The sequence below is a fragment of the Paraburkholderia phytofirmans genome (genome assembly GCF_046028095.1).
GTDB classification, from domain to species: Bacteria; Pseudomonadota; Gammaproteobacteria; order Burkholderiales; family Burkholderiaceae; genus Paraburkholderia; species Paraburkholderia phytofirmans_A.
Genome location: NZ_JAQQDJ010000005.1, coordinates 522,026 through 546,644, shown reverse-complemented (window position 1 = coordinate 546,644; position 24,619 = coordinate 522,026). Strand labels below are relative to the sequence as shown.

24 protein-coding genes, 2 tRNA genes and 1 pseudogene are annotated in these 24,619 nt (G+C 60.7%); 12 read left to right on the top strand and 15 right to left on the bottom strand.

Annotation, left to right across the window (positions count from 1 at the left end; all coding sequences use genetic code 11):
* Together PQR54_RS18320 and PQR54_RS18315 are read right to left on the bottom strand one after the other, a co-directional pair.
* A partial coding sequence (locus PQR54_RS18320) for an MFS transporter (RefSeq protein ID WP_408248038.1) occupies positions 1 to 522 on the bottom strand: 522 nt, incomplete at its 3' end.
* A 436-nt stretch (positions 523 to 958) separates the two neighbouring features.
* Positions 959 to 1,087 (bottom strand): annotated as a pseudogene (locus PQR54_RS18315) (SDR family oxidoreductase); the annotation flags it as partial.
* A 491-nt stretch (positions 1,088 to 1,578) separates the two neighbouring features.
* On the opposite strand from PQR54_RS18315, the gene PQR54_RS18310 reads away from it, so the two are divergent.
* A complete protein-coding gene (locus PQR54_RS18310; protein ID WP_408248035.1) occupies positions 1,579 to 2,520 on the top strand; it encodes an aldo/keto reductase in 942 nt (313 codons plus the stop codon).
* A 30-nt stretch (positions 2,521 to 2,550) separates the two neighbouring features.
* A complete protein-coding gene (locus tag PQR54_RS18305) occupies positions 2,551 to 2,934 on the top strand; it encodes a nuclear transport factor 2 family protein (protein WP_408248032.1) in 384 nt (127 codons plus the stop codon).
* A 17-nt stretch (positions 2,935 to 2,951) separates the two neighbouring features.
* On the opposite strand, the gene PQR54_RS18300 is transcribed toward PQR54_RS18305, so the two are convergent.
* Positions 2,952 to 3,458 carry a phasin family protein gene (locus PQR54_RS18300; RefSeq protein WP_408248029.1) on the bottom strand — a complete coding sequence of 169 codons (507 nt, stop codon included), beginning with the start codon at positions 3,456 to 3,458 and terminating at the stop codon, positions 2,952 to 2,954.
* A gap of 426 nt (positions 3,459 to 3,884) precedes the next feature.
* Between PQR54_RS18300 and PQR54_RS18295 the strand changes: the two genes are divergently transcribed.
* Positions 3,885 to 4,577 (top strand): glycosyltransferase family 2 protein, encoded by a 693-nt coding sequence (locus tag PQR54_RS18295; protein WP_408248085.1) that lies wholly within the window; start codon positions 3,885 to 3,887, stop codon positions 4,575 to 4,577.
* Between the two features lie 324 nt (positions 4,578 to 4,901).
* Here PQR54_RS18295 and PQR54_RS18290 read toward each other — a convergent pair whose 3' ends face one another.
* The 10 genes from PQR54_RS18290 to PQR54_RS18245 form a co-directional block, all read right to left on the bottom strand.
* Complete coding sequence (locus PQR54_RS18290; protein ID WP_408248026.1) at positions 4,902 to 6,071, bottom strand: zinc-dependent alcohol dehydrogenase; 1,170 nt, start codon at positions 6,069 to 6,071, stop codon at positions 4,902 to 4,904.
* 147 nt (positions 6,072 to 6,218) lie between these two features.
* On the bottom strand, positions 6,219 to 6,656 hold the full coding sequence (locus PQR54_RS18285; RefSeq protein ID WP_408248023.1) for a response regulator: 438 nt from the start codon (positions 6,654 to 6,656) through the stop codon (positions 6,219 to 6,221).
* A 139-nt stretch (positions 6,657 to 6,795) separates the two neighbouring features.
* Positions 6,796 to 7,677: a formate/nitrite transporter family protein gene (locus tag PQR54_RS18280; RefSeq protein WP_408248020.1), complete on the bottom strand. Its 882-nt coding sequence runs from the start codon at positions 7,675 to 7,677 to the stop codon at positions 6,796 to 6,798.
* 109 nt (positions 7,678 to 7,786) lie between these two features.
* Positions 7,787 to 8,095, bottom strand: coding sequence for a hypothetical protein (locus PQR54_RS18275; protein WP_408248017.1), 309 nt, complete (start codon positions 8,093 to 8,095; stop codon positions 7,787 to 7,789).
* Positions 8,092 to 8,466 (bottom strand): phage holin family protein, encoded by a 375-nt coding sequence (locus PQR54_RS18270; protein WP_408248014.1) that lies wholly within the window; start codon positions 8,464 to 8,466, stop codon positions 8,092 to 8,094. Before PQR54_RS18270 ends, PQR54_RS18275 begins: the two co-directional genes overlap by 4 nt.
* A gap of 102 nt (positions 8,467 to 8,568) precedes the next feature.
* A complete protein-coding gene (locus PQR54_RS18265) occupies positions 8,569 to 8,865 on the bottom strand; it encodes a CsbD family protein (RefSeq protein WP_408248013.1) in 297 nt (98 codons plus the stop codon).
* Positions 8,866 to 9,121: 256 nt separating this feature from the next.
* A complete protein-coding gene (locus PQR54_RS18260; protein WP_408248011.1) occupies positions 9,122 to 9,979 on the bottom strand; it encodes a YsnF/AvaK domain-containing protein in 858 nt (285 codons plus the stop codon).
* A 78-nt stretch (positions 9,980 to 10,057) separates the two neighbouring features.
* Positions 10,058 to 10,522, bottom strand: coding sequence for a DUF2382 domain-containing protein (locus tag PQR54_RS18255; RefSeq protein ID WP_408248009.1), 465 nt, complete (start codon positions 10,520 to 10,522; stop codon positions 10,058 to 10,060).
* Positions 10,523 to 10,555: 33 nt separating this feature from the next.
* The gene (locus PQR54_RS18250; protein ID WP_408248007.1) at positions 10,556 to 11,272 is read right to left on the bottom strand and encodes a YrzE family protein; all 717 of its coding nucleotides are present in this window, start codon (positions 11,270 to 11,272) and stop codon (positions 10,556 to 10,558) included.
* Between the two features lie 460 nt (positions 11,273 to 11,732).
* Positions 11,733 to 13,172 carry an aminotransferase-like domain-containing protein gene (locus PQR54_RS18245; protein WP_408248005.1) on the bottom strand — a complete coding sequence of 480 codons (1,440 nt, stop codon included), beginning with the start codon at positions 13,170 to 13,172 and terminating at the stop codon, positions 11,733 to 11,735.
* Positions 13,173 to 13,452: 280 nt separating this feature from the next.
* Between PQR54_RS18245 and PQR54_RS18240 the strand changes: the two genes are divergently transcribed.
* The 3 genes from PQR54_RS18240 to PQR54_RS18230 all read left to right on the top strand — a co-directional run bounded on the left by PQR54_RS18240 (position 13,453) and on the right by PQR54_RS18230 (position 16,676).
* Positions 13,453 to 14,652, top strand: coding sequence for a pyridoxal phosphate-dependent aminotransferase (locus PQR54_RS18240; RefSeq protein WP_408248002.1), 1,200 nt, complete (start codon positions 13,453 to 13,455; stop codon positions 14,650 to 14,652).
* 352 nt (positions 14,653 to 15,004) lie between these two features.
* A complete protein-coding gene (locus PQR54_RS18235; RefSeq protein ID WP_408247999.1) occupies positions 15,005 to 15,721 on the top strand; it encodes a transporter substrate-binding domain-containing protein in 717 nt (238 codons plus the stop codon).
* A 76-nt stretch (positions 15,722 to 15,797) separates the two neighbouring features.
* Complete coding sequence (locus PQR54_RS18230; RefSeq protein WP_408247997.1) at positions 15,798 to 16,676, top strand: PhzF family phenazine biosynthesis protein; 879 nt, start codon at positions 15,798 to 15,800, stop codon at positions 16,674 to 16,676.
* 357 nt (positions 16,677 to 17,033) lie between these two features.
* Here the strand turns inward: PQR54_RS18230 and PQR54_RS18225 are convergent.
* Positions 17,034 to 17,120 (bottom strand) — tRNA-Leu (locus PQR54_RS18225).
* A 240-nt stretch (positions 17,121 to 17,360) separates the two neighbouring features.
* Positions 17,361 to 17,447 (bottom strand) — tRNA-Leu (locus tag PQR54_RS18220).
* Between the two features lie 338 nt (positions 17,448 to 17,785).
* On the opposite strand from PQR54_RS18220, the gene rnr reads away from it, so the two are divergent.
* From rnr to PQR54_RS18190, 6 genes are all read left to right on the top strand, one after another.
* Positions 17,786 to 20,287, top strand: a complete 2,502-nt coding sequence (gene rnr / locus PQR54_RS18215) for a ribonuclease R (protein ID WP_408247994.1) — start codon at positions 17,786 to 17,788, stop codon at positions 20,285 to 20,287.
* Positions 20,288 to 20,492: 205 nt separating this feature from the next.
* Complete coding sequence (rlmB, locus tag PQR54_RS18210; RefSeq protein ID WP_106283641.1) at positions 20,493 to 21,236, top strand: 23S rRNA (guanosine(2251)-2'-O)-methyltransferase RlmB; 744 nt, start codon at positions 20,493 to 20,495, stop codon at positions 21,234 to 21,236.
* A 70-nt stretch (positions 21,237 to 21,306) separates the two neighbouring features.
* Positions 21,307 to 22,002: a ribose-5-phosphate isomerase RpiA gene (rpiA, locus tag PQR54_RS18205; protein ID WP_408247991.1), complete on the top strand. Its 696-nt coding sequence runs from the start codon at positions 21,307 to 21,309 to the stop codon at positions 22,000 to 22,002.
* 419 nt (positions 22,003 to 22,421) lie between these two features.
* Complete coding sequence (locus PQR54_RS18200; RefSeq protein WP_408247989.1) at positions 22,422 to 23,618, top strand: glycosyltransferase family 4 protein; 1,197 nt, start codon at positions 22,422 to 22,424, stop codon at positions 23,616 to 23,618.
* Positions 23,619 to 23,816: 198 nt separating this feature from the next.
* Positions 23,817 to 24,116, top strand: a complete 300-nt coding sequence (locus PQR54_RS18195) for a type II toxin-antitoxin system HigB family toxin (RefSeq protein WP_106283638.1) — start codon at positions 23,817 to 23,819, stop codon at positions 24,114 to 24,116.
* Positions 24,113 to 24,535 (top strand): helix-turn-helix domain-containing protein, encoded by a 423-nt coding sequence (locus PQR54_RS18190; RefSeq protein ID WP_106283637.1) that lies wholly within the window; start codon positions 24,113 to 24,115, stop codon positions 24,533 to 24,535. The genes PQR54_RS18195 and PQR54_RS18190 overlap by 4 nt, the downstream gene beginning before the upstream one ends.
* The last annotated feature ends 84 nt before the right edge of the window (positions 24,536 to 24,619 follow it).

Genomic DNA, 24,619 nt, shown 5'->3' with positions numbered 1-24,619 from the left:
GAGACCGTATAACTTGACCTTCGGGGGCAGGTAACGCAGCGCCACGATGATGAGCATCGGCGGCAGACATCCGCCGGCGACGCCCTGCAGCGCGCGCAATACATAGAGCGTCAGCAGGTTAGGCGCAAACGGGCAGAGGAATCCAAGGACCATCACGGCGAGCACGGCGCCGATCGTGAAGCGCTTGAGCGTGAACGTCACGCCGAACCACGGCGCGAATACCATCGTGGCCACGTTCGTCGCCTCGAAGAGGGCGGTGAGCCATGTTCCGTCGTCACGTCCGATCGAGAACGCGCCGCGAATATCCGCGAGCGCCACCGCGGTGACCTGTTCGTTCAATATCGCCAGCAGTGACGCCAGCAACATGCCGAGCAGGCCGATCGCGAGACGCAGTGGTAGCTCCGCTTCGGTGGAAGTTTGCTGTACTGGGGTCCCTGTCGCGGGTACAGAGACAGGCGCCGACGATGGCGCAAGCTTCGGTTCTCCTGTTCCAGTTATCGGTGAGTTGGCGCTATTCGTCATCGTTCAGCCACCAGTATTTAATGGGGCATTCCGTCGGGAAATCTCCCTGTCACGCCCGGCGCTCGCAAAGGTCCCGGATGCTCCGCGAAAGAAGCCCGATCCGATGAGCTTATGGTTTTTACTGCGCTCATTCCAGCCGGTTTACTCACGTTTTGGTGTCACGAAATGAGTTGATTTCATTCTAGGAGACAGGTCTGCTCTCCTGAAGTCAAAAAGGCCGCACATCGGTCCATTCCATTCACAAATCCAGCCGATGTCACCACAGCAACAAGGACAACGCACTCGCCTGGCAATGATCTTTTTCCATTCAGCTAACAGAACAATCTTGGACAAAGGTATAGCGGTGCGAGCCAATGTTTCCTGGCACGCTCCAGACACTCCAGGGCAATAGCGCATCGCGTCCAGCTGAAGTCAGCCAGAAAGACCGTCGGTCCGGCGCGTCATCAGTTTCCGGCGCGTGCATCGGCGTCTTGATGATCCCTTGCGAGGCGGCATTCATGCGAATACCTTTCCTCGCGTATTCGATTGCCAGCGGCTCGGTGGCGGCGCTCAACCGACCCTTTGACCGCCAATGAGAGCACTCTAATTTCTATGGGCTTTCACCGAGGCTTCAGCTGTGATGGTTTGGGGACAATTGCCGCGCATTTTCGGCCACCACGCTAATCTTTCCGGAATCCAGGTATTGCAAATTAGCGTCGAGGCGCGGCATACGCACGCCTTGCTGACCTTGACCACGCAACCGTTGACCAACACTGAACAGTGCGCGCGCTTTGTTGCATGAGGTGTGTTCACACCCAATACATGCTGTACTTTCGCGGAATCCGCGGCTGTCTCGCGGAAATTCATTTGCTACACTTGATCACGACACGGACCGGTGCGTTAAGTAAGCAGACTCAGTGTAAGCAGTTCACGAATTCGTCAGCCAGGAATCGCTATCGAAGCCGTGATCCGACAGGGGTACATTGATGTTTTTCCGTTCATGGACCTTGCGCCGCGATTGCGAACCCAAGCGTCGGTCCTTCATCGCAGCGCATGAAATAGTGCGGAGGTGTCGCCATGATTGAGTCTTCCGATTTCCGGAGTAGAAAGATAGCGCTTAATCACGGAGGCGGTCGCATGCCCGCGCTCGGATTCGGTACCCTGATTCCCGATGCAGCGACGACGACCAGCGCTACTAGAGACGCACTGGAAACCGGCTATCGACACTTCGATTGTGCCGAGCGATATCGAAACGAGCGCGAGGTGGGCGACGCTTTGCGGGTAGGGCTTGCTGCCGGCGGGATCGCGCGCGAAGACATCTTCGTGACGACAAAATTGTGGAATTCCAATCATCGGCGCGAACGTGTCGAACCGGCGTTCGATGCAAGCCTTAAAAGACTCGGACTCGACTGCCTCGATCTCTATCTGATACATACGCCGTTCGCGTTTAAGCCAGGCGATGAGCAGGACCCGCGCGACGAAAACGGCGATGTCATCTACGATAAAGGCGTGACCTTGCTAGACACGTGGAGCGCGATGGAAGATCTCGTCGATCATGGAAGATGCCGGGCTATCGGACTGTCGGACATCGGCCTGGACGAATTGCGGCCTCTCTATGAATCGGCACGAATCAAGCCGGCAGTGGTGCAGGTCGAAGCACATCCGTATCTTCCGGAAACGGAGCTTCTGGAATTCTGCAAGGAGAAGGGGATCGTGTTTCTGGCCTTTGCGCCATTGGGTCACGGAATCAGGCCGGGGCCGCTTGAGGATCCGGTCATCCTGCAGATTGCCGAACGAATTGAAAAGACGCCGGCACAGGTACTGCTCGCCTGGGCGATCCAGCGTGGCGGAGCATTGCTCACCACCCCCAGGACGGTGGTTCGCGCGCGAGAGAATTTCGATATCGCCGCGCTTCCCGCAGAGGCGTTCGACGAGATCAACCGGATTGAGACGAGGCAGAGGTACAACGAAGTCGTCAAGACGGGTAGCCCCGGGTTTATTCCGCGGCGTCCGCAATAGATAGACGTGAACGGTATCCGGAGGGAAGCCATGCAGGAAGACAAGATACGTGAAGCCCTGAACGCGCACTGGCACGCGTCGGCGGTCGGCGATCTCGACACGGAACACGATATTTACGACGATGATGCCATCTGTGACTATCCCCAATCAGGGGAGCGAATTATAGGGCGGAGCAATTTGCAGGCGCTGCGGAGTCATCATCCAGATAAGCCATCAGGTTTCAATGTCAGGCGAATTCAGGGAGAAGGTAATCTCTGGGTCACGGAGTACACCATCAATTATGAGGGGCGAACGGCTTACACGGTAAGTATCATGGAGTTCTGCAACGACAAGGTGATTCACGAGACCCAGTATTTTTCGGATCCCTTCGAGGCGCCGGGTTGGCGGAGTCGCTGGGTTCAGCAGATCGCGTGACGTCGCTCGGTCAACGCTCAATGCAAACGCCCGCGTGGCACTCTGCCGGCCAGGAACGCACTTGATCCCAGTGGGATGACAACCTTCCTGCCACTAGCGAGACCTGGCCGAGTGATCTGAGCCGAGGCGGACGTGGGAGCCCGCTCCCCGTCGGCAAGTTGAACGCCGACCAACTCACTGACGGCCGCCACAACACCCTGAAGATTCTCCTGCGCCAGAGAGGCATAGTCATTGCCGCTTTTTGCGGCGATCTCCCCAATATGCCGCCAGCAAGCCACCATTCCGTTCAAGGCGGCGTGCAGTTGCTCCGTCTGGAGAAATAGCGCCTCATAAACGGACCGTGAACAAAGCGCCATGGCAGCTAGAACCTGCGGTTGTTCGTCCAGCGGCGGCTTACCTGCTCGCGATATCAACCTCGCTACCCTCTCGAGTCCAGGGACGGCACGGGCCATCCAGTCGTAAACATCCGCATTTCCGGATTTGCCAGCACGGAGCGGTTGATATTTCAAAATGCCGTTATTCATGGAAAGCTCCCGAGAAGGGGAAGGCGAGCTCTCGCGGGCGAGAGAACAACAAGGATGAGTGGTTCAACACTGGTTGACCAAATGAACTTCGAAAGCGTGCGTCAATCATCACTCGAATCGCCGCACCGCCTGGTCGATTACGCAACGTTTGTTCCCGACACTGCCCGGAGATGATGCTGCGCGTGTTCGATGGTTTAACGTTAGAACTGGTGGATTGCGTACCGTGCGAAGGTGCACGGGCACGCCGAATGCTCTGACTTACACGGGACGGGCAATGAATGCCTTGGACGGCCGATACCGTCCAACTCGCATGGCAAACGTTGCGCCGGGAAATTCCCGCAGACGCTATCCCTCGGTCGCCTCCTCAAAGAATGTGTCGCGGCTCAGCCTGTGACGGCCGCCGCCAGTAAAACAACGGAGGATCCCATGATAGGGGTTGTCATTCCTGCCCATAACGAGGCCCATTTCATTAGCGCGTGCGTCACGTCAATCGTTCTCGCTGCCCGTCATCCCGGTCTTGGAGGCGAGCAGGTTCAGATCTTTGTCGTCCTTGACTCGTGTAGCGACGAAACTGGCGCTATCGCCAGGTCGCTTGGCGCCCAGATCATCCCGGTTGAAATGCGCAATGTTGGAGCGGCTCGCGCGACGGGTGCGCAGGCTGCGCTGGCGCAGGGCGCACGGTGGCTCGCTTTCAGCGATGCCGACACGACTGTCGCCGAGGACTGGCTGGTGCAGCAACTAAACTGCCGCGCCGACGCCGTGTGCGGTGTCATCAGCATCGAGAACTGGGCAGGGCACTGCGCCGCGGTACAGCACGACTTCACTAGTACTTACCGGGATCGGGACGGCCACGGCCATATCCATGGCGCGAACCTGGGCGTGTCGGCTGTGGCTTATCACGCGGCGGGGGGATTCAGACCGCTCGTATCGAACGAAGACGTGGCGTTTGTCGAAGCGTTGATCGTTGCGAACGTATCTATCGTGTGGAGCGCCGCAACACGGGTAATTACAAGTGCTCGCCTGGACTCGCGGGCACCCAGTGGGTTCGGCGCCACGCTGCGGGCAGTGAGTTTGCAGATGGAGACCACGGACGATTTCGCCAAAGACGCATCGCTTTAGAGGTATGAAGTTGTCCCCTCAAAACCTGACACGGCGGCGGTGAGAGTTAGCCGTTTCCATTCGCTAATTGGCCGTATCGTCTGGCACGTCCAGACGTGTTCTTTGGAAAGCAGGCTCGGGTTACGTCGCGCGCGATGGCCGTGACCTCTCAACGGAGTGTCTTGATCATCTGATCGGCGCAAGGATGGCATTGACGACCCACGCCGCCATGCCGACGCGGATGGAGCAGCTGACAAGACAGGGGCGGCCGCCAGCTGAATGCCTCAGGCACGAACGACTCAGTGCCCGTCACATGTACATCATGTACACGCAGCGGCCGCCGTCTCACGGCTTCAGTACCACCTTGATGCAGCCGTCTTCCTTGTCCCGAAACGTCTTGTACATGGCGGGTCCTTCTTCGAGCGAGACCGTGTGGGTGATCACGAAGGATGGGTCGATCTGTCCTTCCTGAATACGATTCAAGAGATCGTCTGTCCAGCGGTTGACGTGCGTTTGACCCATCTTCCAGGTAAGCCCCTTGTTCATGGACGCGCCGAACGGGATCTTGTCGATGAGGCCGCCATATACGCCCGGCACAGATAATATGCCCGCCGGACGACACACGTAGATCATCTCGCGCAGGACGTGCGGACGATCGGTCTCCAGCATGACGGCTTGCTTGACGCGGTCGTACATAGCGTCGACGGAGCGGGTTGCATGAGACTCCATGCCGACTGCGTCAATGCATTTTTCCGGGCCTTTGCCATTCGTGAGTTCTTTGAGCCGATCGAGCACGCTCTCTTCGTCGAAGTTGATCGTGATTGCACCACCCTCCCGGGCCATCGCAAGCCGCTCCGGCACGCGGTCGATCACAACGACCTGTCGTGCGCCCAGAAGCACCGCGCTGCGGATCGCCATTTGACCCACGGGCCCGGCGCCCCAGATCGCGACAGTGTCCTCGGGTTGGATATCGCAGTTCACCGCGGCCTGCCATCCGGTTGGGAAGATGTCGCCCAGGAAGAGCACCTGTTCGTCAGTCAGGCCATCGGGGATCTTGACGTGCGTGGTGTCTGCCATCGGCACCCGTACATATTCCGCCTGCCCGCCGGGGTAGCCTCCGGTCAGATGTGAATAGCCGAATAGGCCGGCAGTGGTATGGCCGAATACCTTGTCTGCCTTTTCCTTGTTACGGTTACTGCGCTCGCATACGGAGAAATTGCCCCGCTTGCACTGATCGCATTCGCCGCAGAAGATCGTGAACGGTATGACGACGCGGTCGCCGACGCTCAGCGCCTTATTGTCCTTGCCGACCTCGACCACTTCACCCATGAACTCGTGGCCCATGATGTCGCCGCTCTCCATCGTCGGCATAAAGCCGTCGAAGAGGTGAAGATCTGAACCGCAGATGGCGCAAGTGGAGACCTTGATGATCGCGTCGCGCCCATCTTCGATGATTGGGTCTGGGACCGTGTCGCAGCGGATGTCATGTTTGCCGTGCCAGCGTAATGCTCTCATTGGAAGCTCCCGTTAGATTCGCACGCCAGCGCTCGCATACGGCTGCATGCATGAGGCTGGCTCGTGAATAGCGCAATGAGTATTCCTGCCTGCGGAAGATGCCGTTGGCGCGCGCAGGTCACCGTTCGATTCGCGTATTGAATCGAGTCAGGAAATGATTGCGGAAGTCACGGGTTGCCAGCGTGACATTGCACGGTCGGACCATAATGGGCGAAGCGTTTCACGCAACGGTCGCGAAAATAGCAACATTCCTACAGTCGACTCCATCGCCTCGAAATCTACGGGCTTGAGAAAGAAAGCGTCCCAGAGCGGAGGCTTTTGCCGAAGCTGCGCCTGCGCGGAAACCATGATTACCGGTATTGCCGTGAGGGCAGGGTAAAGCTTAAGACGCCGACACAACTCGACCCCATCCATCTCCGGCATGCTGCAATCCGTGACAATGAGGTCCGGCAAAATTCTTCCAGCATGTTCCAGCGCGCTCCTGCCGTCTTTGGATAAAAGCACCCGATATCCGCGCCATTCCAAAGCCGCGCTTAAGGCAGCCAGAATTTCTGGATCGTTATCGACTAGAAGGATGGTTGGCATGGGAAACGTCCGGAGCGTTTCATGAACCGGCGCAACAATCATGCCGCTGGTGCGCGGACCACTGCGGTTTCCCCATAATTACGGCGAGTGCGAACATTGGCCCCGCGCATTCGGCCCGTGTCGATTGGGTTCACCTGTTTTACCGTTCTCCGACCGCAGCCGGCTCGCCTTGGCGCTGCGGTTCCGAAGCTGTTATCTCCGCAGCTATGGAGCCATGGTTAATGATTGCCACCAGCGAGATGCCGCCGATCATATTGCCAAGCAAGGTAGGCGCAAAAAATCCGCGCAGATAATCCTGAAGACTTGCTGCGCCGGTCATTACGCCGTAGCTCGCCTCAACCGAGCCGGCGATGATATGTGAGAGCTTGCTGATCGCTACCACATAGGTGATCAACAGAATTGTCACGAGCCGGGCCGAGCGCGCACTGGGGAGTAACCAGACCATCAGCGCAATGAGCCAGCCGGCAAATACCGCGCGAACGACCGTCACTAGAAAGCTCCCGGAATACGGCTGCGTTGCCAGTGCACCCAGCGACTTGACGACATTCTCGGAAAATACGCCCGGAATCTGGAGCATCGCAGCGAATATCAACGTGCCGCCAACATTCGCCGAGAGCACCAGTATCCAAAGCCGGGCGGTCTTTGCGACAGTTTTCATGTCGCGACGCGTAAGCACCGGCAGTACGGCGCTCAGTGTGCTTTCAGTGAATAGCTGCTGTTGGCCGAGGATGACGATGACAAAGCCGACTGTGTAACCGAAAGAAGTGACGAGGAAGCGCCACGAGGTGTCGGGCAATGAGCTTTCAATGACCGCCTGTGTCAGGAAAGAAAATCCCATCGACAACCCCGCCGCCAGTGCGGACATGACCAGGGCTCCTGCCGTTCGGGCCATGGCGGCCTCGCCTTCTTCTCTGACGACCTCGTGGATCACCAGGGCGCGAGGAGAGGCGTGTTGGGCTGCCTGTTTCTGTTCGCCGTCGTCGAGATGGGGAGAATTGGAGCCTGTATCTGAACCGGGCATGTTCGAAATCCTGGAAAAGCCGGTCATCTTGCGGTGTCGCAGATTCTTCGGCGAACTGAGGGGAGTGGCGCCACGAATGGTCGGCGCACGCGACCAGCCGCTGCGATGCTCAGGCGGCCTTGAGGATTGCCTGGTGAATGGTCCTGCCTAGCCAGGCCGTGATCCCTGATCGGGCGGCAATGCCGAACAGACGCCGAGGTCCGAATGCTATGGCGCCGACGCTCAAAGCAAGGACCAACGTGACGTGTGGCGCATCTGGTAGCGAGGCCAATATGCCGGCGGCAGGGTGCCGGTTTCGATCGCGCGAGCCGGAGATTGGCTGGGGCGCGCTGTTCGCTTCGACCAGCGCCGCGCGAGAGTCCGCCATTCGCGTCAGAATCGCGGTCTCCTGTTCCCTGTTGCCGATTGCGCGTTTCATTTGAGGGCTTCCCTAAGAGTGTCGAGATCGCTCCGAATCTCAGTCTGGAGTATCTGCAGCGATTGTCCGGGCTTCTGCGAGCGAACGATGAGCAGGGCGACGACGGACACCGCTAGCCACATACCTGCAACGCCCCACACCACTTGCAGGAAATAAGGGGTGCCCCAGGCAGTCGCGATGACCGCGATACACACGAACGACAGCGTGAAGAGGGCGGCCACGGCCAGGACTACGAGTGCGCTTAGTTCGCGTACCAGACGTTGCCGGGTCTCTTCGAGTTCAATCCCAAGCAGTTCACCATAGTCGGTAGCTCGCTCGACGCAGAATGCGCTGACGTTTCGCCACTTCGTGATTTTTGAGCGCACGGACATTACGAACTCCTCGGAGCAGGCACGTTTCGAAAGCACCGTCGGGCAGCCGTGCAATCGGGTGCATAACGGTTTGGTCCTGTTAAGGCCGAGACGTCTGCCACGTTAATCCCGCTCTCTCCAGTCGCCGCGGTTGTTGTCGGCAACAGAGCGACTTGATGCATGCAACGCTCCGAGAATAAAGCCGACGCCGGCGGCAATCGCAAGCGCCGCAAACGGCTTCTCCACGGTTGATTCGCGTACCACGTCCGTAAAATCTGCACAGAGTTGCTGCGCTTTGCCACTCAATTCCTTTGCGGTTCCGCCAATTTGCGCGCTCGCGGTATCCAGCAGATCCTTGCCCGCTGCCTGCACATTGCTTGCAACTTCGGCTACTGTTTTATCTCCGTTCGTCGTTTCCATTTCCTGATCCTCGAATGATTGCGCGCTTTCTGCGCGTGAAAATTATTCAACCGAAACCGTCAAGCGTGCGATGCACAGAGTGTGCACAGGCCGGCTTCTATGTCGCGTGCCAAACGAACCGCACGAACCGGGCCCGCTACTTCGTTCTGTATGCGTAGAGTCCATCGATTCGTTCTGTCGTACTCAAATCAGCGCGGCATAGGGCACACGCTCCCCTCAGCAACCAGGTGCCGCCGATGGGAGCGCATGAAAGCGATCACGGACGCTTTAGCGGCGCCGAACCTGCGTTATCGGCAGGCAATGCGGACGGTGCGCTTTCGACGCGCTCGACCTCGACTTCCGTGCCTTTGAGCGTTTCATTGATTGTCTCGGTACGCTCCGAAGCCTCCTTGCCGACCGTCACTTCCTCGATCACGTGAGCAGTCTTCGCGACAACTGGGTGTTCGGCGGTTTCCCGTACTTCTACCGATGTTGCTTTGAGGTCTTCGGGCGTCGCAATACGGTTCGCCGGATGACGCTCGATCGTGGCATGCTCTTCGCGCAAAGTGACCGCCTCGCTGACGGGCGTTTCGGTGGCGCGTGAATAGACGCGCACACCACCGGTCTGCACCTCGCGCTTGCCCACCTCGAGCGACTCGCGCACCACGGCAAACGACTGGCGCTCCGCTGCGGTTTGTTCGGCGGAGTACTGCGCCGCAGTCGGGTCATATCCTTGATAGCCGGAGTTTTTCCACTGCGACACGCGTTCTTCAATATCCACGGCACCCGCTTCGTGCAGCGCGGAGCGAACCGCTATCAGCTGTGCTTCGTCGACGACGGTCACCGTGAGGACCGCGCCGCCGCGTCGTACGGCTTCCTGATAGTGGCCGACCTCGGCAGGCTGTTCTCCGCCGCCGAAAAGTTTGCCGAAGAAATGCCCGATCTTGTACGAAGCGCTTTCCTCGACGTGCCCGGCCGGTTCGTCGACGCGACTGTCTTCCGCCGCTGCAATGCCCGTCTGACCAGTCGCGTGAACTTCCATGCTGCTTCTGGAAATTCCGGTCTGCGTGAGTTGTGACTGCGCGTCATCGGCCTGTTCAAACGAATCGAATACGCCTACGAGAACCTGTGCCATTTTCTTACTCCAGATGTGAGTGGCTTTATTTCAGCCGGGAGTTAACTGCGATCCTTCAAAAATCCTTCAAAACGTCGACTACTCACCATCTTCGGACGACGGTGCCGCAGGTTGCGCGAGCCAGTCTCCGTGAGTTCCGGTTCGCCGCTCGACCACGATCTCCTGCCGTTGCACTTCAGCCTCGTGCACGCTGACTTCTTCGACTTCTTCAAGTCCGATACGGATTTCTTCCTTCAACATCAATCTCATCTCCGTGACGGGCACGTATTCGAAGACCGGGACCACCAGGACGTTTCCTTCCTGACGCGGCTCGAATTCGTTATCGACCATACGGTTCGCACTCACGCGTTCAATTGTGACGATGCGACGCCTGATGGCGACCGGTATCTCCTTCAACTCTTTGTGGACGATTGTCCGCACGCGTACGGTTGCTACTTCCTCTTGCGCGACATCGACGTGCAGTCGTTCCTCGACCGCGGCGATGTTCATCGTCGCAGCGGCCGGTGCTGATGGCGGATTGAACATGTCCTTGCTGTCGGCCATGAGGGTTCCTTCAACGGATTTCAACGAACCAGATCAGGGCGTGTGATTGACCGGCATGACGCGAGTCGGGTTGCGGCGCGGCGGGGCGTCGTCGGCCGATGCGCCACCGGCCTCTTCAAACGGCGGCTGATGGCGAAATCCGGCCTGACCTGAAACGATGGAGATAATTGCGCCGACCACCAGTGCTGCGAACGAAAACCATGAAGCTCGCGCTACAGCGCGTGCCGCGGTATCGGCTGCCTGACGTGCGTCGGCTTCGGCTTGCGGGCTCGACGCTTCAGCGGTGGCCGAGGCAATTGCGCCTTGTACCCGTTGCGTCAGCGAGCTTGCCATCGTGCCGCTTCCGCCCGCCGGATTCGCCGTTGCGCCAACCGTTGCGCCGGTCGATGCAACGCTGCCGGCGGCACTCACCGTTGTCCCGACCAGGGATGTCGCGCCATAGACCACCATGAGAATCATGACCGCCCACGCCAGCAGGCCATGAAGCCAGCCGAGTACGGGAGCGCAACGGCCCGCGAAGTAGGAGCCGATAAAAACCGCGACGACCGTCATCACGACCAGATACGCTCCTGAGCCGAAACCAAATCCCTGCAGCGGATTGGGGCGAGAAAGGGGGGCGAGGGCAGACATGCCGATCGCCGCTCCGAGCACGCTGAGGACGAGATAAACGATCAGCGAGAGAATGACGCCGGCGATGACGGAGCCCCATGAGACGCGGGGCAGCCCGCCTTGGGAAGTGAGGAGTCGCATAGATAGACCTGCAAGGTTGGCATTACGTGGCCGGCCGGAGCGGACGCTCCGGTTGGTGACGCAATGGGTATCGCAACGGCTGTACCCAGGTGCTCGCGGATGTTGTGGCGGCCCCATTGAGGTAGGAAGTGTGAGTAAGCGATTGCAAATGCGTGGATCCCGCTTGGGAGGGCGGCAAAGTCGCGAGGAAATTACTTCGCGAGGCAGCCATGGACGCGCGGTGCGAGACGCACCTTTGACAATTGCAGGCTCTACGCGGTCAACTGGAGAATGTGCTATCTGTTGTTGCGGGCTACGCGGTCAGCAATTACCTCAGCGGCAGAGGTTTGCAGAACATCACGACGCAATGCACTGCAGGGAAGATGTCGGATGGTTTTGCTTCAATTGAGTCCCTGGCTCGTTACCCGCGATCGCGTGCCCGAGCGAACAACCTGAGGCTGCAAACTTGCGCCACAGTCGCTCAGCGCGCGAACTGAGCCTGTGCGAGCCGGCCGAGGCGATGGACGCCGTCCTCTATGCGGTCGCTCCAGACATGCCCGGCGCTCAAGCGCAGGCAATTGCGAAAGCGTCGGCTTGCGGAAAAGACGTCACCGGGTGCGAAGCAAATGCCTTGTTCGAGTGCTTCGTCGAAGAGCGCTCGCGAATCGAAGCGCCTCGGCAGTTCCAGCCAGAGCATGAAACCGCCCGCTGGCCGGCTTACTTTCGTACCGGGCGGAAAACTCGTTTCGATCGCACGCGTCATGCGCCCAAGGTTCTCTTCGAAGATGCGCCGCACGCCGCGCAAGTGTGCGTCGTATGCGCCGCTCTCCAGAAAGTCGGCGAGCGCGACCTGAGGCAGGACAGGGCAGCAGAGGCTGAACGCCAGCTTGCGTTCCATCACCTGCTGCGCGTAGGCGCCCGCCACGATCCAGCCGACCCGATAGCCAGGTGCCAGGCTCTTCGAAAACGAGCTGCAGTAGATCGTATTTGCGCCGCCGTCGAGCGCAATGAACGGCTTGGGCCGCTCGCGTCCGAAGTGGATGTCGCCGTAGACGTCGTCTTCGATCAGCGGCACGGCATGCCGTGCAAGCAGCCCAAGGAGCGAGCGCTTGTCGGCTTCGGCCATCGCGCAGCCTAGCGGGTTATTGAAATTCGACGACAGCACGCAGGCGGCCACCGGTTCCGTATCGAGCAGACGGGCGAGCGCGTCGACGTCGATCCCGCGCGTCGGGTCGGTGGGCAACTCGAACGCCTTCAGGCCCAGCACTTCGAGAGTATGGAGGAGGCCAAAGTAAGTGGGGGATTCGATCGCAATCGAATCGCCGCGCTTCGCGACAGCGGTCAGCGCGAGTGTTAGTGCCTCGGTGCAGCCGTTCGTGATGAGCAGGTCGTCGGGCGACAGCGCGTGCCCGAAGTGCATTGCCCGCTTCGCGATTTCGCGGCGCAGGCGCGGGTCGCCTTGCGGTGCGCAATAGATGTTGTAGCGCGTGCCGTGTTGACGTGCGGCACGCGCGAGCGCGAGGTCGAGCCGCTTCGACTGCAGTAACGCCGCATCGGGTACGGCGCAGCCGAGCGGCACCAGCGCCGGGTTCGAGACGTGCTCGAGCAGTCCCGCGACGGCGCCGCTGATCGATACGGTCGACGCTTTTGCGCGCGGCCGCGAGACCGACGGCAACGCGAGCGCGCCACGTCGCGAGCTCGCGACGTAAAAGCCTGACTGCGGCCGCGCGACCAGAATGCCGCGATCCTCGAGCAGGCGATACGCCTGTAACACCGTGGAGATACTGATGCTGTGCTGTTCGCTGACGGCGCGCACGGAGGGCAGACGCGTGCCCGCCGCGAGCGCGCCATTGTCGATCATGCCGACGATGAGCTCAGCCAGGCGTTCGTAGCGGTATGGAGTGGGCGTGTCCAGGTCCATGCAAGGGCTCATAACGTTGTAATCGGTGTAATCGACGATTATCGACGCGGCGCCCCGGCTCGCCAAGAGGAATTGTGATGGTCCATTTCGCAGAAAATTGTGACTGTTATGGTCGGGCGGTGGGCGCTACGATGCGTGTGTTGCGATCGCGTTTCAAGGAGCCGGAGTGCTGCGCACAGCAATAACTGCTGTCGGGCTGGGCCGGAACGGCTGTTTGGCTGCTTGGCTGCTTGCAACGGATCGTCTGACAAACATTTCACGGCAAATGCAAGGCAAAAGCATGCAGGGTATTCAACGGAACGTCGACGAACGACAGCAGGCTGACCTCAGCGAATCGAATCCCCAGTCGTGGCGCGGGCGATTTCCTCGCAACGAGATCATTTCACTTCTCAATGTGAACCGGCCGTTCAACCTGGCGGAGAGCACGTCGCAGGACCTGACGCTCGGCGAACTGCTGTCTCTGCCGGGTCTCGAGGATATCCGCAATCTGAAGCTCGGCTATGGCACATCAGCCGGTTCGGTCGCGCTTCGCGAGGCAATTGCCGAGGGCTGCAACGTCCCAGCCGAGCAGATCATCACGACGCAAGGCACCGCGCTCGGTCTGTTTCTTCTCGCTTTCGAAGTGTGCCGCTCGGGCGACGAGGCTGTGCTCGCGACACCCTGCTTTCCGCCGAGCCGGGATTGCCTTCTAGGCGCCGGCGTCAGCGTTCGCGAGGTCAAGTTGTCATTCGAGCATGGTTATCGACTGGACCTGGACCAGATCGACGCAAATCTGTCGCCGAAAACGAAGCTGATCAGCATCGCTTCGCCACAGAATCCGGCGGGTATCCAGACGTCACGTGCCGACGTCGAGAAGCTTCTCGTCTCGATGGCAAAGCGGTCTCCGGACGCGATACTTTTCATCGACGAGACCTATCGGGAGGCGAGCTATGGCGACAATGCGGCGCTCGAGAGTTTCGCGGGACTCGATCCTCGGATCGTTACCGGCGCGTCGGTGTCGAAGGCGCTCGGCGCGCCGGGCTTGCGCACGGGTTGGCTCACCGTGGCGAACGCGGATCTGCGGGAGCGTCTGGCCGTCGCCAAAATGAACACTGTAATTTCCGGTTCGGTACTCGACGAGACGCTCGCCACGGCGCTTTTGCGCAACAGGGAAGGCGTGCTCGCACCGCGACGCCGCTTGCTCGCCGCTGCGCTTGAGGAGCTCGCGCTTTGGCGCGAGAGCGAGCACGAGCGCATCGAGTGGGTGCGTCCTGACGCCGGCGCGTTGTGCTGCCTGCGCCTGCGCGCCGACGCATTCGACGACATTGCTGTCGCGCGTTTCTGGGACCTGCTACCGGGTCATGATTTGCAGCTGGCATCCGGCGCATGGTTTGGCGAAAGCAGCCGTGTATTCCGGCTGGGCTTTGGCTACCTGCCGCCTGCGCGTCTCGGACCCGCACTGTCGGCACTTTCAACGGTCATGAACGCCGCTACGGCGTGACATGTCGGTATAGGCTGGAAACATCACGATGAAACTCGTCCGATTTGGTCCGCCTGGTGACGAGCGGCCAGGTATTCTCGACGCCTCCGGAGCGGTGCGCGACGCCGGCAGCCTGGTCCGCGATTGGTCAGGGAGCGCGTTGGAGGCAAGCTCTTTGAGCGACATATCGCGGGCTGATTTTTCGCGGCTACCGGAGGCGCCTTCAGCCTCCCGCCTGGGTAGCCAAATCGCAGCGCCAGGCAAAATCGTATGCGGGGGACCGAACTGCGCGGACCACGCAGAGGAAAAATGATTCGCCACACTCGACGGCGGGCGACCGGAATCCTAACTGCTGGACATGTGGAGCACAGCTATGAAAGTAAGAATCGCATATCTCGAGGAGCCGCCGTTCTACTGGACGGGTGAAGATCATTCGGTGACGGGCGCCGACATCGAACTGGCCGAGGTGGTGCTTCGGGCGATCGGTGTGACCTCCATCGAACATCAGTTGACCTCGTTTGAAGAACTTCTGCCGGGCGTCCAGGAAGGGCGGTGGGACATGAACGTGCCCATTTTCGTAACCGCCGAGCGCGCCGGGCGTGTTGCGTTCAGCGTGCCGGTCTGGGCGTTGGGCGACGGATTCCTGCTTCGCCAGGGCAATCCGAAAGCGCTGACGGGTTACGGGGCCGTCGCGGCGCGCAACGACGCGCGGCTTGGAATCGTCGCCGGGACGGTTCAGCTCGACTCTGCAAAGTCGGCCGGCGTGAACGATAGCCAGATCGTGGCGTTCAAGGGCCAAACCGAAGCGATCGACGCGCTGCTCGCGGGAAAGATCGACGCCTACGCGAGCACGGCGGTTGGCAGCCGTGTCCTTGCCAGTGCCAATCAGGAACTGGAAGTCGTGGCGCACGAAACGGGCAAGGACGGCAGAGCACCTGTGGGCGCGTTCTCGTTCAGCAAGGTCCGTCCTGACCTTCTGCAGGCGGTGAATGAGCAACTTCGCAAGTACCTCGGTTCGGCCGATCACCGTGCCCGCATGGCGAAGTACGGGCTCACACAGACAGAGCTCGACAGCGTGAGCACAACGTGAGCGCAGCCTGAGTGCGACCTGAGTGCGCACGATGCTGCGCGATGCCAGATGTTCACGCGAGTCAGACGAGGCGAACATGAAACGATCTTATAAAGTGGTTGACGTCTTCACCGCGAGGCCGCTTCTGGGCAATCCGGTGGCCGTGGTACTGGACGCGGAGGGTCTGACTACTGACGCGATGCAAGCCGTCGCGCGCTGGACCAACCTGTCGGAAACGACATTTGTCCTTCCGCCAACGACAGCCGCGGCCGACTATCTCTTGAGGATCTTCACGCCGCGTAGTGAGCTTCCCTTCGCGGGACATCCGACTCTGGGCAGTGCACACGCCGTCGTGGAAACGGGACGCGTCACACCACGCGAAAACGGTCGATTGATTCAACAATGCGGCATCGGCCTCGTCGAATTGACACTCGAAGAGCGAGGCGCAGACCGCCAGCTCACGTTCGACCTGCCGCCTGCGAAGTTGGCGCCGCTGCTTGCGGCAGACGTGACGGAGCTGGAGCTGATCCTCGGCTGCAAAGTGGACCTCAAAACTGCGCCAGGCATCGTGAATGTCGGCGCCATCTGGATTGTGGCGCATCTGAACGATGCCGCTTCCGTACTGAAACTTCAGCCGGACTTCGCCAGGTTGGCGCAGCTCGAGCGCCGCCTCGGCGTCACGGGTCTAACTGTATTCGGCCCGCGCGAGCGCGGAGACGATGCGGCAATCGAAGTGCGTACCTTCGCGCCATCCTGTGGGGTGGAGGAGGATCCTGTCTGCGGAAGCGGCAACGGCAGCGTCGCTGCTTTCCAGTGGCAGCGCGGCCTGCTGCCGCCAGGCGGAACACAATACGTGGCTGCTCAGGGACGCTGCGTGGGTCGAGATGGACGAATCAAGGTAAGCGTGGATGCGAACGGGAATGTGCGCGTGGGCGGTTCCTGCGTCACCTCCGTGGAGGGCTTGCTGACGCTCTAGACAGGGACCGGACGCGAGACGCGCTGAAACGGCTTGCGCGTTGGCTATCGACATTTTCCGCATTCCATGCCAATCCGACCACGGAGGTAGCGGATGTAGAGACGCTTGCAAAGATCGCACACGACGTCGGCGCCATGCTGTCGATCGACGCAACGTTCACGCCCTCGCCGATATGTTTCGCGGCCTCGAACACGACGCGGATTTCGTGGTTCATGCGCACGGGTTTGCCCCGAATCTGGTATCCGCAAAAATCGTCGATGCCAGTGAACGCACGAAACTGCAGACAACAAAAAACCCCGTAAGACTTTGATCTTACGGGGTTTCTCGAACTACATCGGCTTACACCGGAACAACTGATGGTGCCCAGGAGAGGACTCGAACCTCCACGGTGTTGCCACCGCTAGGACCTGAACCTAGTGCGTCTACCAATTCCGCCACCTGGGCACGTTTTCAAGCTAGAGCGCTATTTTAGCGTGCTGATTTAGCGTGTCAATCCCCACCTGCAAACTAACTCCGCTTCAATCGACCGCCCGGATATCGCCTGCAGTAAAGCGATGCTTCACCACTCGACAACCGTCCCGCCAACTACTCAATCGGCCAACAATCCGCGCTGATAAACAGAATCGGATCATTCGGCTTCGCACAAAAAGTAAAGCCGCTCGTAAGCGGCTTTACTTTTGAATCTGGTGCCCAAGAGAGGACTCGAACCTCCACAGTGTTGCCACCGCTAGGACCTGAACCTAGTGCGTCTACCAATTTCGCCACCTGGGCAGGTGATGAACAGCAAAGAACGCCATTATAGCGACAGATTGGAGGCTGTCAAGCGTTTCTCAAAACTCACTTAAACATCGTGGCGACGAGCGTGCGTGCGCCTCTGGACAAGCGTCCGGCATCTATTGACAGGGCCGCTTGGCGCGCAATACGGGTGTTAGAATGCCTCGCAGTAGTTCGTTGGCACGGTGCACACACCCGTCGGACTCAGCCTTGAACGAGCTGGACCCGAGCAGTTTTTTTCTGTGCATTTGCAGGTGCAATTCAAGCGCAGCTAAAGCGTAACCAGAGCGCACTGTAATCGCTTCTTAAGCCGAGCCACATCGCGATCGACGTCCATGCAACGAGAAAAAATCATCGACAAGCCCTTGAGCAAATTTCCGTATCCGATTCCAAGCCGCGAGGAAATCCTCGGCGTCCTGCGCACGAGTGAAGCCCCGCTTGCCGCGAACGACATCGCCGAAGCCTTGTCGATCAAGCGCCAGGAGCGCGAAGGATTTTTCAAGCGCCTCGGCGCGATGGAGCGCGACGGCCAGATCCGGCTCGATCAGCGCAATCTCTATCAGCTGACTCATCCGTCGAACTTCGTCGCGGGCCGTGTGCAAGGCCATCGTGACGGCTACGGCTTTCTGATTCGCGACGACGGCCAGGACGATCTGTTCCTGCCCACCGCCGAAATGCAGAAAGTCATGCACAACGACCGCGTGCTTGCGCGCATCGTCGGCTATGACCGGCGCGGCCGTCCGGAAGGGCATATCGTCGAGGTTACGGATCGCGCCAACAAGCGCGTGATCGGCCGCCTGCTCAACGAGAACGGCGCGCTGATCGTGGCGCCCGAAGACAAGCGCATCGGCCACGACATCCTGATCCAGCAGAACACCAAGAAGGCCAAGGTCGGCCAGGTGGTGGTGGTCGAGCTGACCGATTTCCCGAGCCGTCATTCGCAGCCGCTCGGCCGCGTGGTGGAAGTGCTCGGCGATATCGACGACCCCGGCATGGAAATCGAAATCGCGGTGCGCAAGTACGGCGTGCCGCACGAATTCAGCCAGGCCGCGCTCGACGAAGCCTCGCGCCTGCCCGACGAAGTGCGCCCGGTCGACGCGCGCCATCGCATCGATCTACGCGACGTGCCGCTCGTCACGATCGACGGCGAAGACGCCCGCGACTTCGACGACGCCGTGTACTGCGAGCCGGTGCAGGTCGGCCGCGGAGAAGGCTTCCGCCTGATCGTCGCGATCGCGGACGTCTCGCACTACGTTCACCCGAAGAGCGGGCTCGACGCCGACGCGATCGAACGCAGCACCTCGGTGTATTTCCCGCGCCGCGTGATCCCCATGCTGCCGGAGAAACTGTCGAACGGCTTGTGCTCGCTGAACCCGCACGTCGACCGTTGCGTGCTGGTCTGCGACATGATCGTCACCGCGCGTGGCGAAGTGAAGGCGTATCAGTTCTATCCCGGCGTGATGCACTCGGCCGCGCGTCTGACCTACACGGAAGTCGCCGCGGTACTGAAGAACACCAAGGGTCCGGAGGCCACGCGCCGCGCCGCCTTGCTGCCGCAACTGCAGAATCTGTACGGCGTCTATAAGTCGCTGTTCGCCGCGCGCCAGAAACGCGGTGCGATCGACTTCGATACGACCGAGACGTATATCGTCTGCAATGCGCAGGGCAAGATCGAACAGATCATTCCGCGCACCCGCAACGACGCGCACAAGCTGATCGAGGAATGCATGCTGGCCGCGAACGTCTGCGCGGCCGACTTCCTCAAGCGCAACAAACATCCGGGGCTGTTCCGCGTGCATGCCGGACCGACCGCGGAAAAGCTCGAGAATCTGCGCACGTTCCTGCGCGGCATGGGTTTGACGCTGGCCGGCGGCGACAAGCCGCACGCGAGCGACTACGCCGCATTGATGGCGCAGATCCGCGAACGGCCCGACGCGCAGATGCTGCAAACCATGCTGCTGCGCTCCATGCAGCAGGCGGTCTACAGCCCGGACAACATCGGCCACTTCGGTCTCGCGTACGAGGCGTATGCGCACTTCACGAGCCCGATTCGCCGTTATCCCGACCTGCTCACGCACCGCGCGATCTACGCGATCCTGCAGGGCCGCAAATATCAGCCGGAGCCGCCGCAAGGCGTCGAGCTGAATACGGCGCTTTCGCCGCGCGCTCGCGCCATGCAGCAGGCCGACGATGAAAAACGCGGCCGCGTGCGCGGCAACAACGTGGCGATCTGGGAAGAACTTGGGCTGCATTGCTCGGCCAACGAACGCCGCGCCGACGAAGCCTCGCGCGACGTCGAAGCCTGGCTGAAGTGCTACTTCATGCGCGACAAGCTCGGCGAAGAATACGGCGGTATGGTGAACGGCGTGACGTCGTTCGGTATTTTCGTGCAGCTCGATTCGCTCTTTATCGAAGGCCTCGTGCACGTCACCGAACTCGGCTCGGACTACTTCCAGTACGACGAGATCAAGAACGAGTTGCGCGGCGAGCGCACCGGGATTCGTTATCGTCTGTCGGATCGCGTGCGGGTGCAGGTAAGCCGCGTCGATCTGGATGCACGCAAGATCGACTTCCGCCTCGTGCGCGACACGCCGATCAAGCCGCCTCTGGTGCGTGGGCCGTCGGCCGACAAATCGTCCGGTGAAAACGGCGGCGCACGCGTGCGTGCGTTGCCGCCGGCGGAAGGTGGCGCGCCAGCGCCGGGCGCGCGCCGCAAGAAGGCTGCGCCCGCGCAAACCGCGGCGGTCAAGGAAGCACGCGCAGCGCGCGGCGCGGCGAAGAAGCACGGCGCCGCGACCAAATCGGCACCGAAGCCGCAGGCACGCAAGAAGCGCTGACGCCGCCTGCTTGCTCAAACCGCGCGCATCGGGCACATAGCAACGTGCCGGTTGCGCGCGGTCTGCGTTTTATCGACGTCAGGCATCCGAACACAGCAGCCGCAGCGCATAACGAATAAGCACGTAAAGCACGTAAAGCACGCAGGTTCGTATTTATCACAGCAGCGCGCGTCGAACGCGCGCTCAATCAAAGGTTGTATCAGTCATGGCACGTCTCAAGGTTTTATACGGTTTCCACGCAGTGACCGCACGTATGCGGCATGACGCGTCCACGGTCGAAGAGGTCTATTACGATGCGACGCGCAAAGACCGTCGCATGACCGAATTCCTGCACGCGGCAAAAGAAGCCGGCGTGCGTCTGATCGCCGCCGACGAAACGCGTCTCTGGGGCCTCGCGCATACCGAGCGTCACCAGGGCGTGGTGGCTCGCGCGGGCGACATGCCGCTCGCGCAGAACCTGGCCGAACTGCTCGACGGCATCAACGGTTCGCCGCTGATTCTGGTGCTCGACGGCGTGACCGATCCGCACAATCTCGGCGCCTGCTTGCGCGTGGCGGATGCCGCCGGCGCGCACGCGGTGATCGCGCCGCGCGATCGCGCGGTGGGGTTGAACGCGACGGCCGCGAAGGTGGCGAGCGGCGCGGCCGACACCGTGCCGTACATCACCGTGACGAACCTGGCGCGCGCGCTGCGTGAGTTGAAGGATGCGGGGGTGTGGGTCGTCGGCACGGCCGGCGAGGCCACCAAGAGCCTCTACGACACGGAGCTGGACGGTCCGGTGGCATTGGTGATGGGCGCCGAAGGCGAGGGCATGCGGCGCCTCACGCGCGACACCTGTGACGTGGTGATGCAGATTCCGATGGCGGGCACGGTGGAAAGCCTGAACGTCTCGGTGGCGAGCGGCGTGTGTCTGTTCGAAGCGGTGCGTCAGCGGGCGGTGAAGAAGTAAACCCGCCACGACCGGCGCTAGTCCGCCACTCCGGTAAACTAGCGTTTTTTACTGCTCGCCTGCCTTTCCCATGACTCAAGACGAACTCAAACAACTGGTCGGCCAGGCCGCCGCCGACTACGTGAACGCCACCGTGCCCGAAGGCGCGGTGATCGGCGTCGGCACCGGCTCCACCGCGAACTGTTTCATCGACGCGCTGGCTGCCAGCAAGGCGCGCTATCGCGGCGCGGTGTCGAGTTCGCTCGCCACTACCGCGCGCCTGCAAGCGCACGGCATCAAGGTGTTCGACCTCAACGAAATCGATTCGCTGCCCGTGTACGTGGACGGCGCCGACGAGATCGACCACAGCGGCGCGATGATCAAGGGCGGCGGCGGCGCGCTGACGCGCGAGAAGATCGTCGCGTCGGTGTCGGACGTGTTCGTGTGCATCGCCGACGCCAGCAAGCTGGTCGACACGCTCGGCACTTTTCCGCTGCCGATCGAAGTGGTGCCGATGGCGCGTACCGCGATCGGCCGCCGCGTCACGGCGCTCGGCGGCGTGCCGGTGGTGCGCGTGACGAAAGAAGGCGTGCCGTTCATTACCGACAACGGCAACGAAATCATCGACGTCAAGGGTCTGCGTATCAGCGACCCGCGCACGCTGGAAACGCACATCAACGCATGGCCGGGCGTGGTAACGGTGGGCCTGTTCGCCGGCCGTGGCGCGAATCTGTGCCTGCTCGGCACGGACACCGGCGTCGAGACGATCGAGTACAGCAAGGGCTGAGTAACGCTGCCCAAACATCGCGCGCGGGCCTGGATAGACCGGCTCGCGCCGACATCGAATGCATGACTCGCATCTGGATCACGAGCGCGCGGCCTGGCTGACTGCCTGCGTCATCCGCTGTCTATATCACCCCTCTGAAATTCCATTCGCGCATCGGCCAGCACTTGTCCCGCAAGACGCTGCGCCAATGCCGTGACATCCCCCGCTTTGTAAGGAATGGGCGAGCGCCGAAGCGTCGATCGTCAGACGCATTGGAAGGCGAAGCCGCGGGGCACGCAGCTTCGCATTCGGCGAACGGCGACGCCTATTATTCGCGAGCTGTCGCGCGTCGAATGTGGGCACGCGCACGCACAGCAAACGTCGCGCCACATACACTCGTTGCTAGGCACAAAAGGCGTCAATTAAAAAACGAGGGGATCATGAAAGTGGCGATCGTGCACGACTGGCTGGTCGCGCCGGGCGGCGCGGAGAAGGCGCTCGAGCAGATCATCGAATGCTTTCCCGACGCCGATCTATTCAGTCTCGTCAATTTCCTCGCAGACCGTAAGCCGCTACGCGGCAAGTCCGTGACGACTTCATTCATTCAGCGACTGCCGTTCGCGCGACGCCACTATCGAGCTTATTTGCCGTTGATGCCGCTGGCCATCGAACGACTCGATCTGTCCGGCTACGATCTGATTATTACGAGTTCTCCTGCGCTCGCCAGGGGCGTGGCGGTCAGGCCGGATCAGAAGCTTGTGAGCTTCGTGCATTCACCGATGCGCTTCGCGTGGGATCTGCAACATCAGTCCCTACGCGAAGCGGATCTGACGCACGGGCCGAAGTCGTGGGCGGCGCGCGCGTTGCTCCACTCTCTGCGCGGCTGGGATTCGCACTCGGCGAACGGCGTCGACCGGTTGATCGCGAACTCGCATTTCGTTGCGCGTCGCCTGATGAAAACTTACCGGCGTGATGCGGCCGTGATTGCGCCGCCCGTCGACGTGGACCAATTCGAACTGTGCACGCGCAAGGAAGATTTTTATCTGACTGCATCGCGGATGGTGCCGTACAAGCGCATCGATCTGATCGTCGAAACCTTCAATGCCACACCGCACCGCCAGCTGGTCGTGATCGGCGACGGGCCGGAGATGGCGGCGATTCGCGCCAAGGCCGGTCCGAATGTGACGATCCTCGGCGATCAGCCGTTCGAGGTGCTGAAGGATCATGTGCAACGCGCGCGAGCTTTCGTGTGCGCCGCCGAGGAGGACTTCGGCAGCGCCGCGCTCGAAGCGCAGGCATGCGGCACGCCGGTCATCGCATTCGGCAAGGGCGGCGCGCTCGAAACCGTGGTGCCGATCGGCGAGGCGCATCCCACCGGCGTGTATTTCGAGCGCCAGACAGTGGTGTCGATGCTCGACGCGATCGATCGCTTCGAGCGTCAGCGCGACCAGATCACGCCGGCGGCATGCCGCGCGAACGCTGAACGCTTTTCGCCGGCAGTATTCCGGCGCGCGTTCATGGCCGAGGTCACGCGGACGATCGCAGCGGCGAGCCGGCGCAGAAAAGCAGTAGGGGCCGCCGACTTGGTCGAAGGTGACCACGTCGGCAGTTTCCGCATGATTGCGGGACGACGCTGAGGCAGTGAGCGGGCGTCTCATTATTCGCGCATTGCGAACTTCGCAATTTGCGAATAAAATGCTTTCGTCGTACCGCAGTAAGCAGCAAATAGCCGTTCGGACTATGCCGTCCGGCCGGCTATCGATGTCGATCCGTCCCGTTTAGCCTTGCACTTAGAGCGCGCACATTCAGCGCGCGAACGCGTGCGAGGAAATCCGATGCGGGTCATTTCAAAGAAAGCGTTGCTGGACTTCATAAAGAGACATCCGGGGGCGCGCAGTGCGCTATTGACATGGTATTCACTGGCGCAGGCATGCCTCGCGTATGGCTATAACGACCTGAAGCAGACGTTCGCCGGTGTGGACTACGTACCGCCTCAATACACGGTTTTCGACGTGGGCGGCAACCGGTTCCGGATCGTTGCGGCGATTCACTACAACAGGCAGTCGTTATTCGTTCGTCATGTACTGACGCATGCGGAATACGACCTTTGGACGAGGAAGAATCTAAACTCATGAATGCCGATCGCCTTCCGGGAGCTTTTCCCGACATCGCTCAAACCTGGGCCGCGCTGCAAACGCAGTTGCCGATCACGCCCATTCGCAACGAGCAGGATTACCAGACCATGGTGCGGCTCGCCAACTCGCTCGCTGATCATCTGAACGGCAACGAAGAGGATCCGCTCTCGGATCTGTTCGCGATCGTGACCGACCTGATCGAAAGCTGGGAAGCGCATAACGTGACGATTCCAAAAGCGGAGCCACGCGAGGTATTGCGGCATCTGCTGGAAACGCACGGACTCAAGCAGAAGGACCTGATAGGTATCGCGTCACCCACGGTGGTGAGCGATATTCTCGCGGGCCGCCGCGCCATCAGCAAGAAGGTGGCCAAGGCGCTGGCCGTACGTTTTCATACCGACGTCAGCGCGTTTCTGTAAAAAGCCGCGCAGCGCCGGCTTAGTTTCCGCGCCGTACGCGGTGCTGACCGGCAAGCTTTCCCGTTGCTCACTTCGTCCATTCGT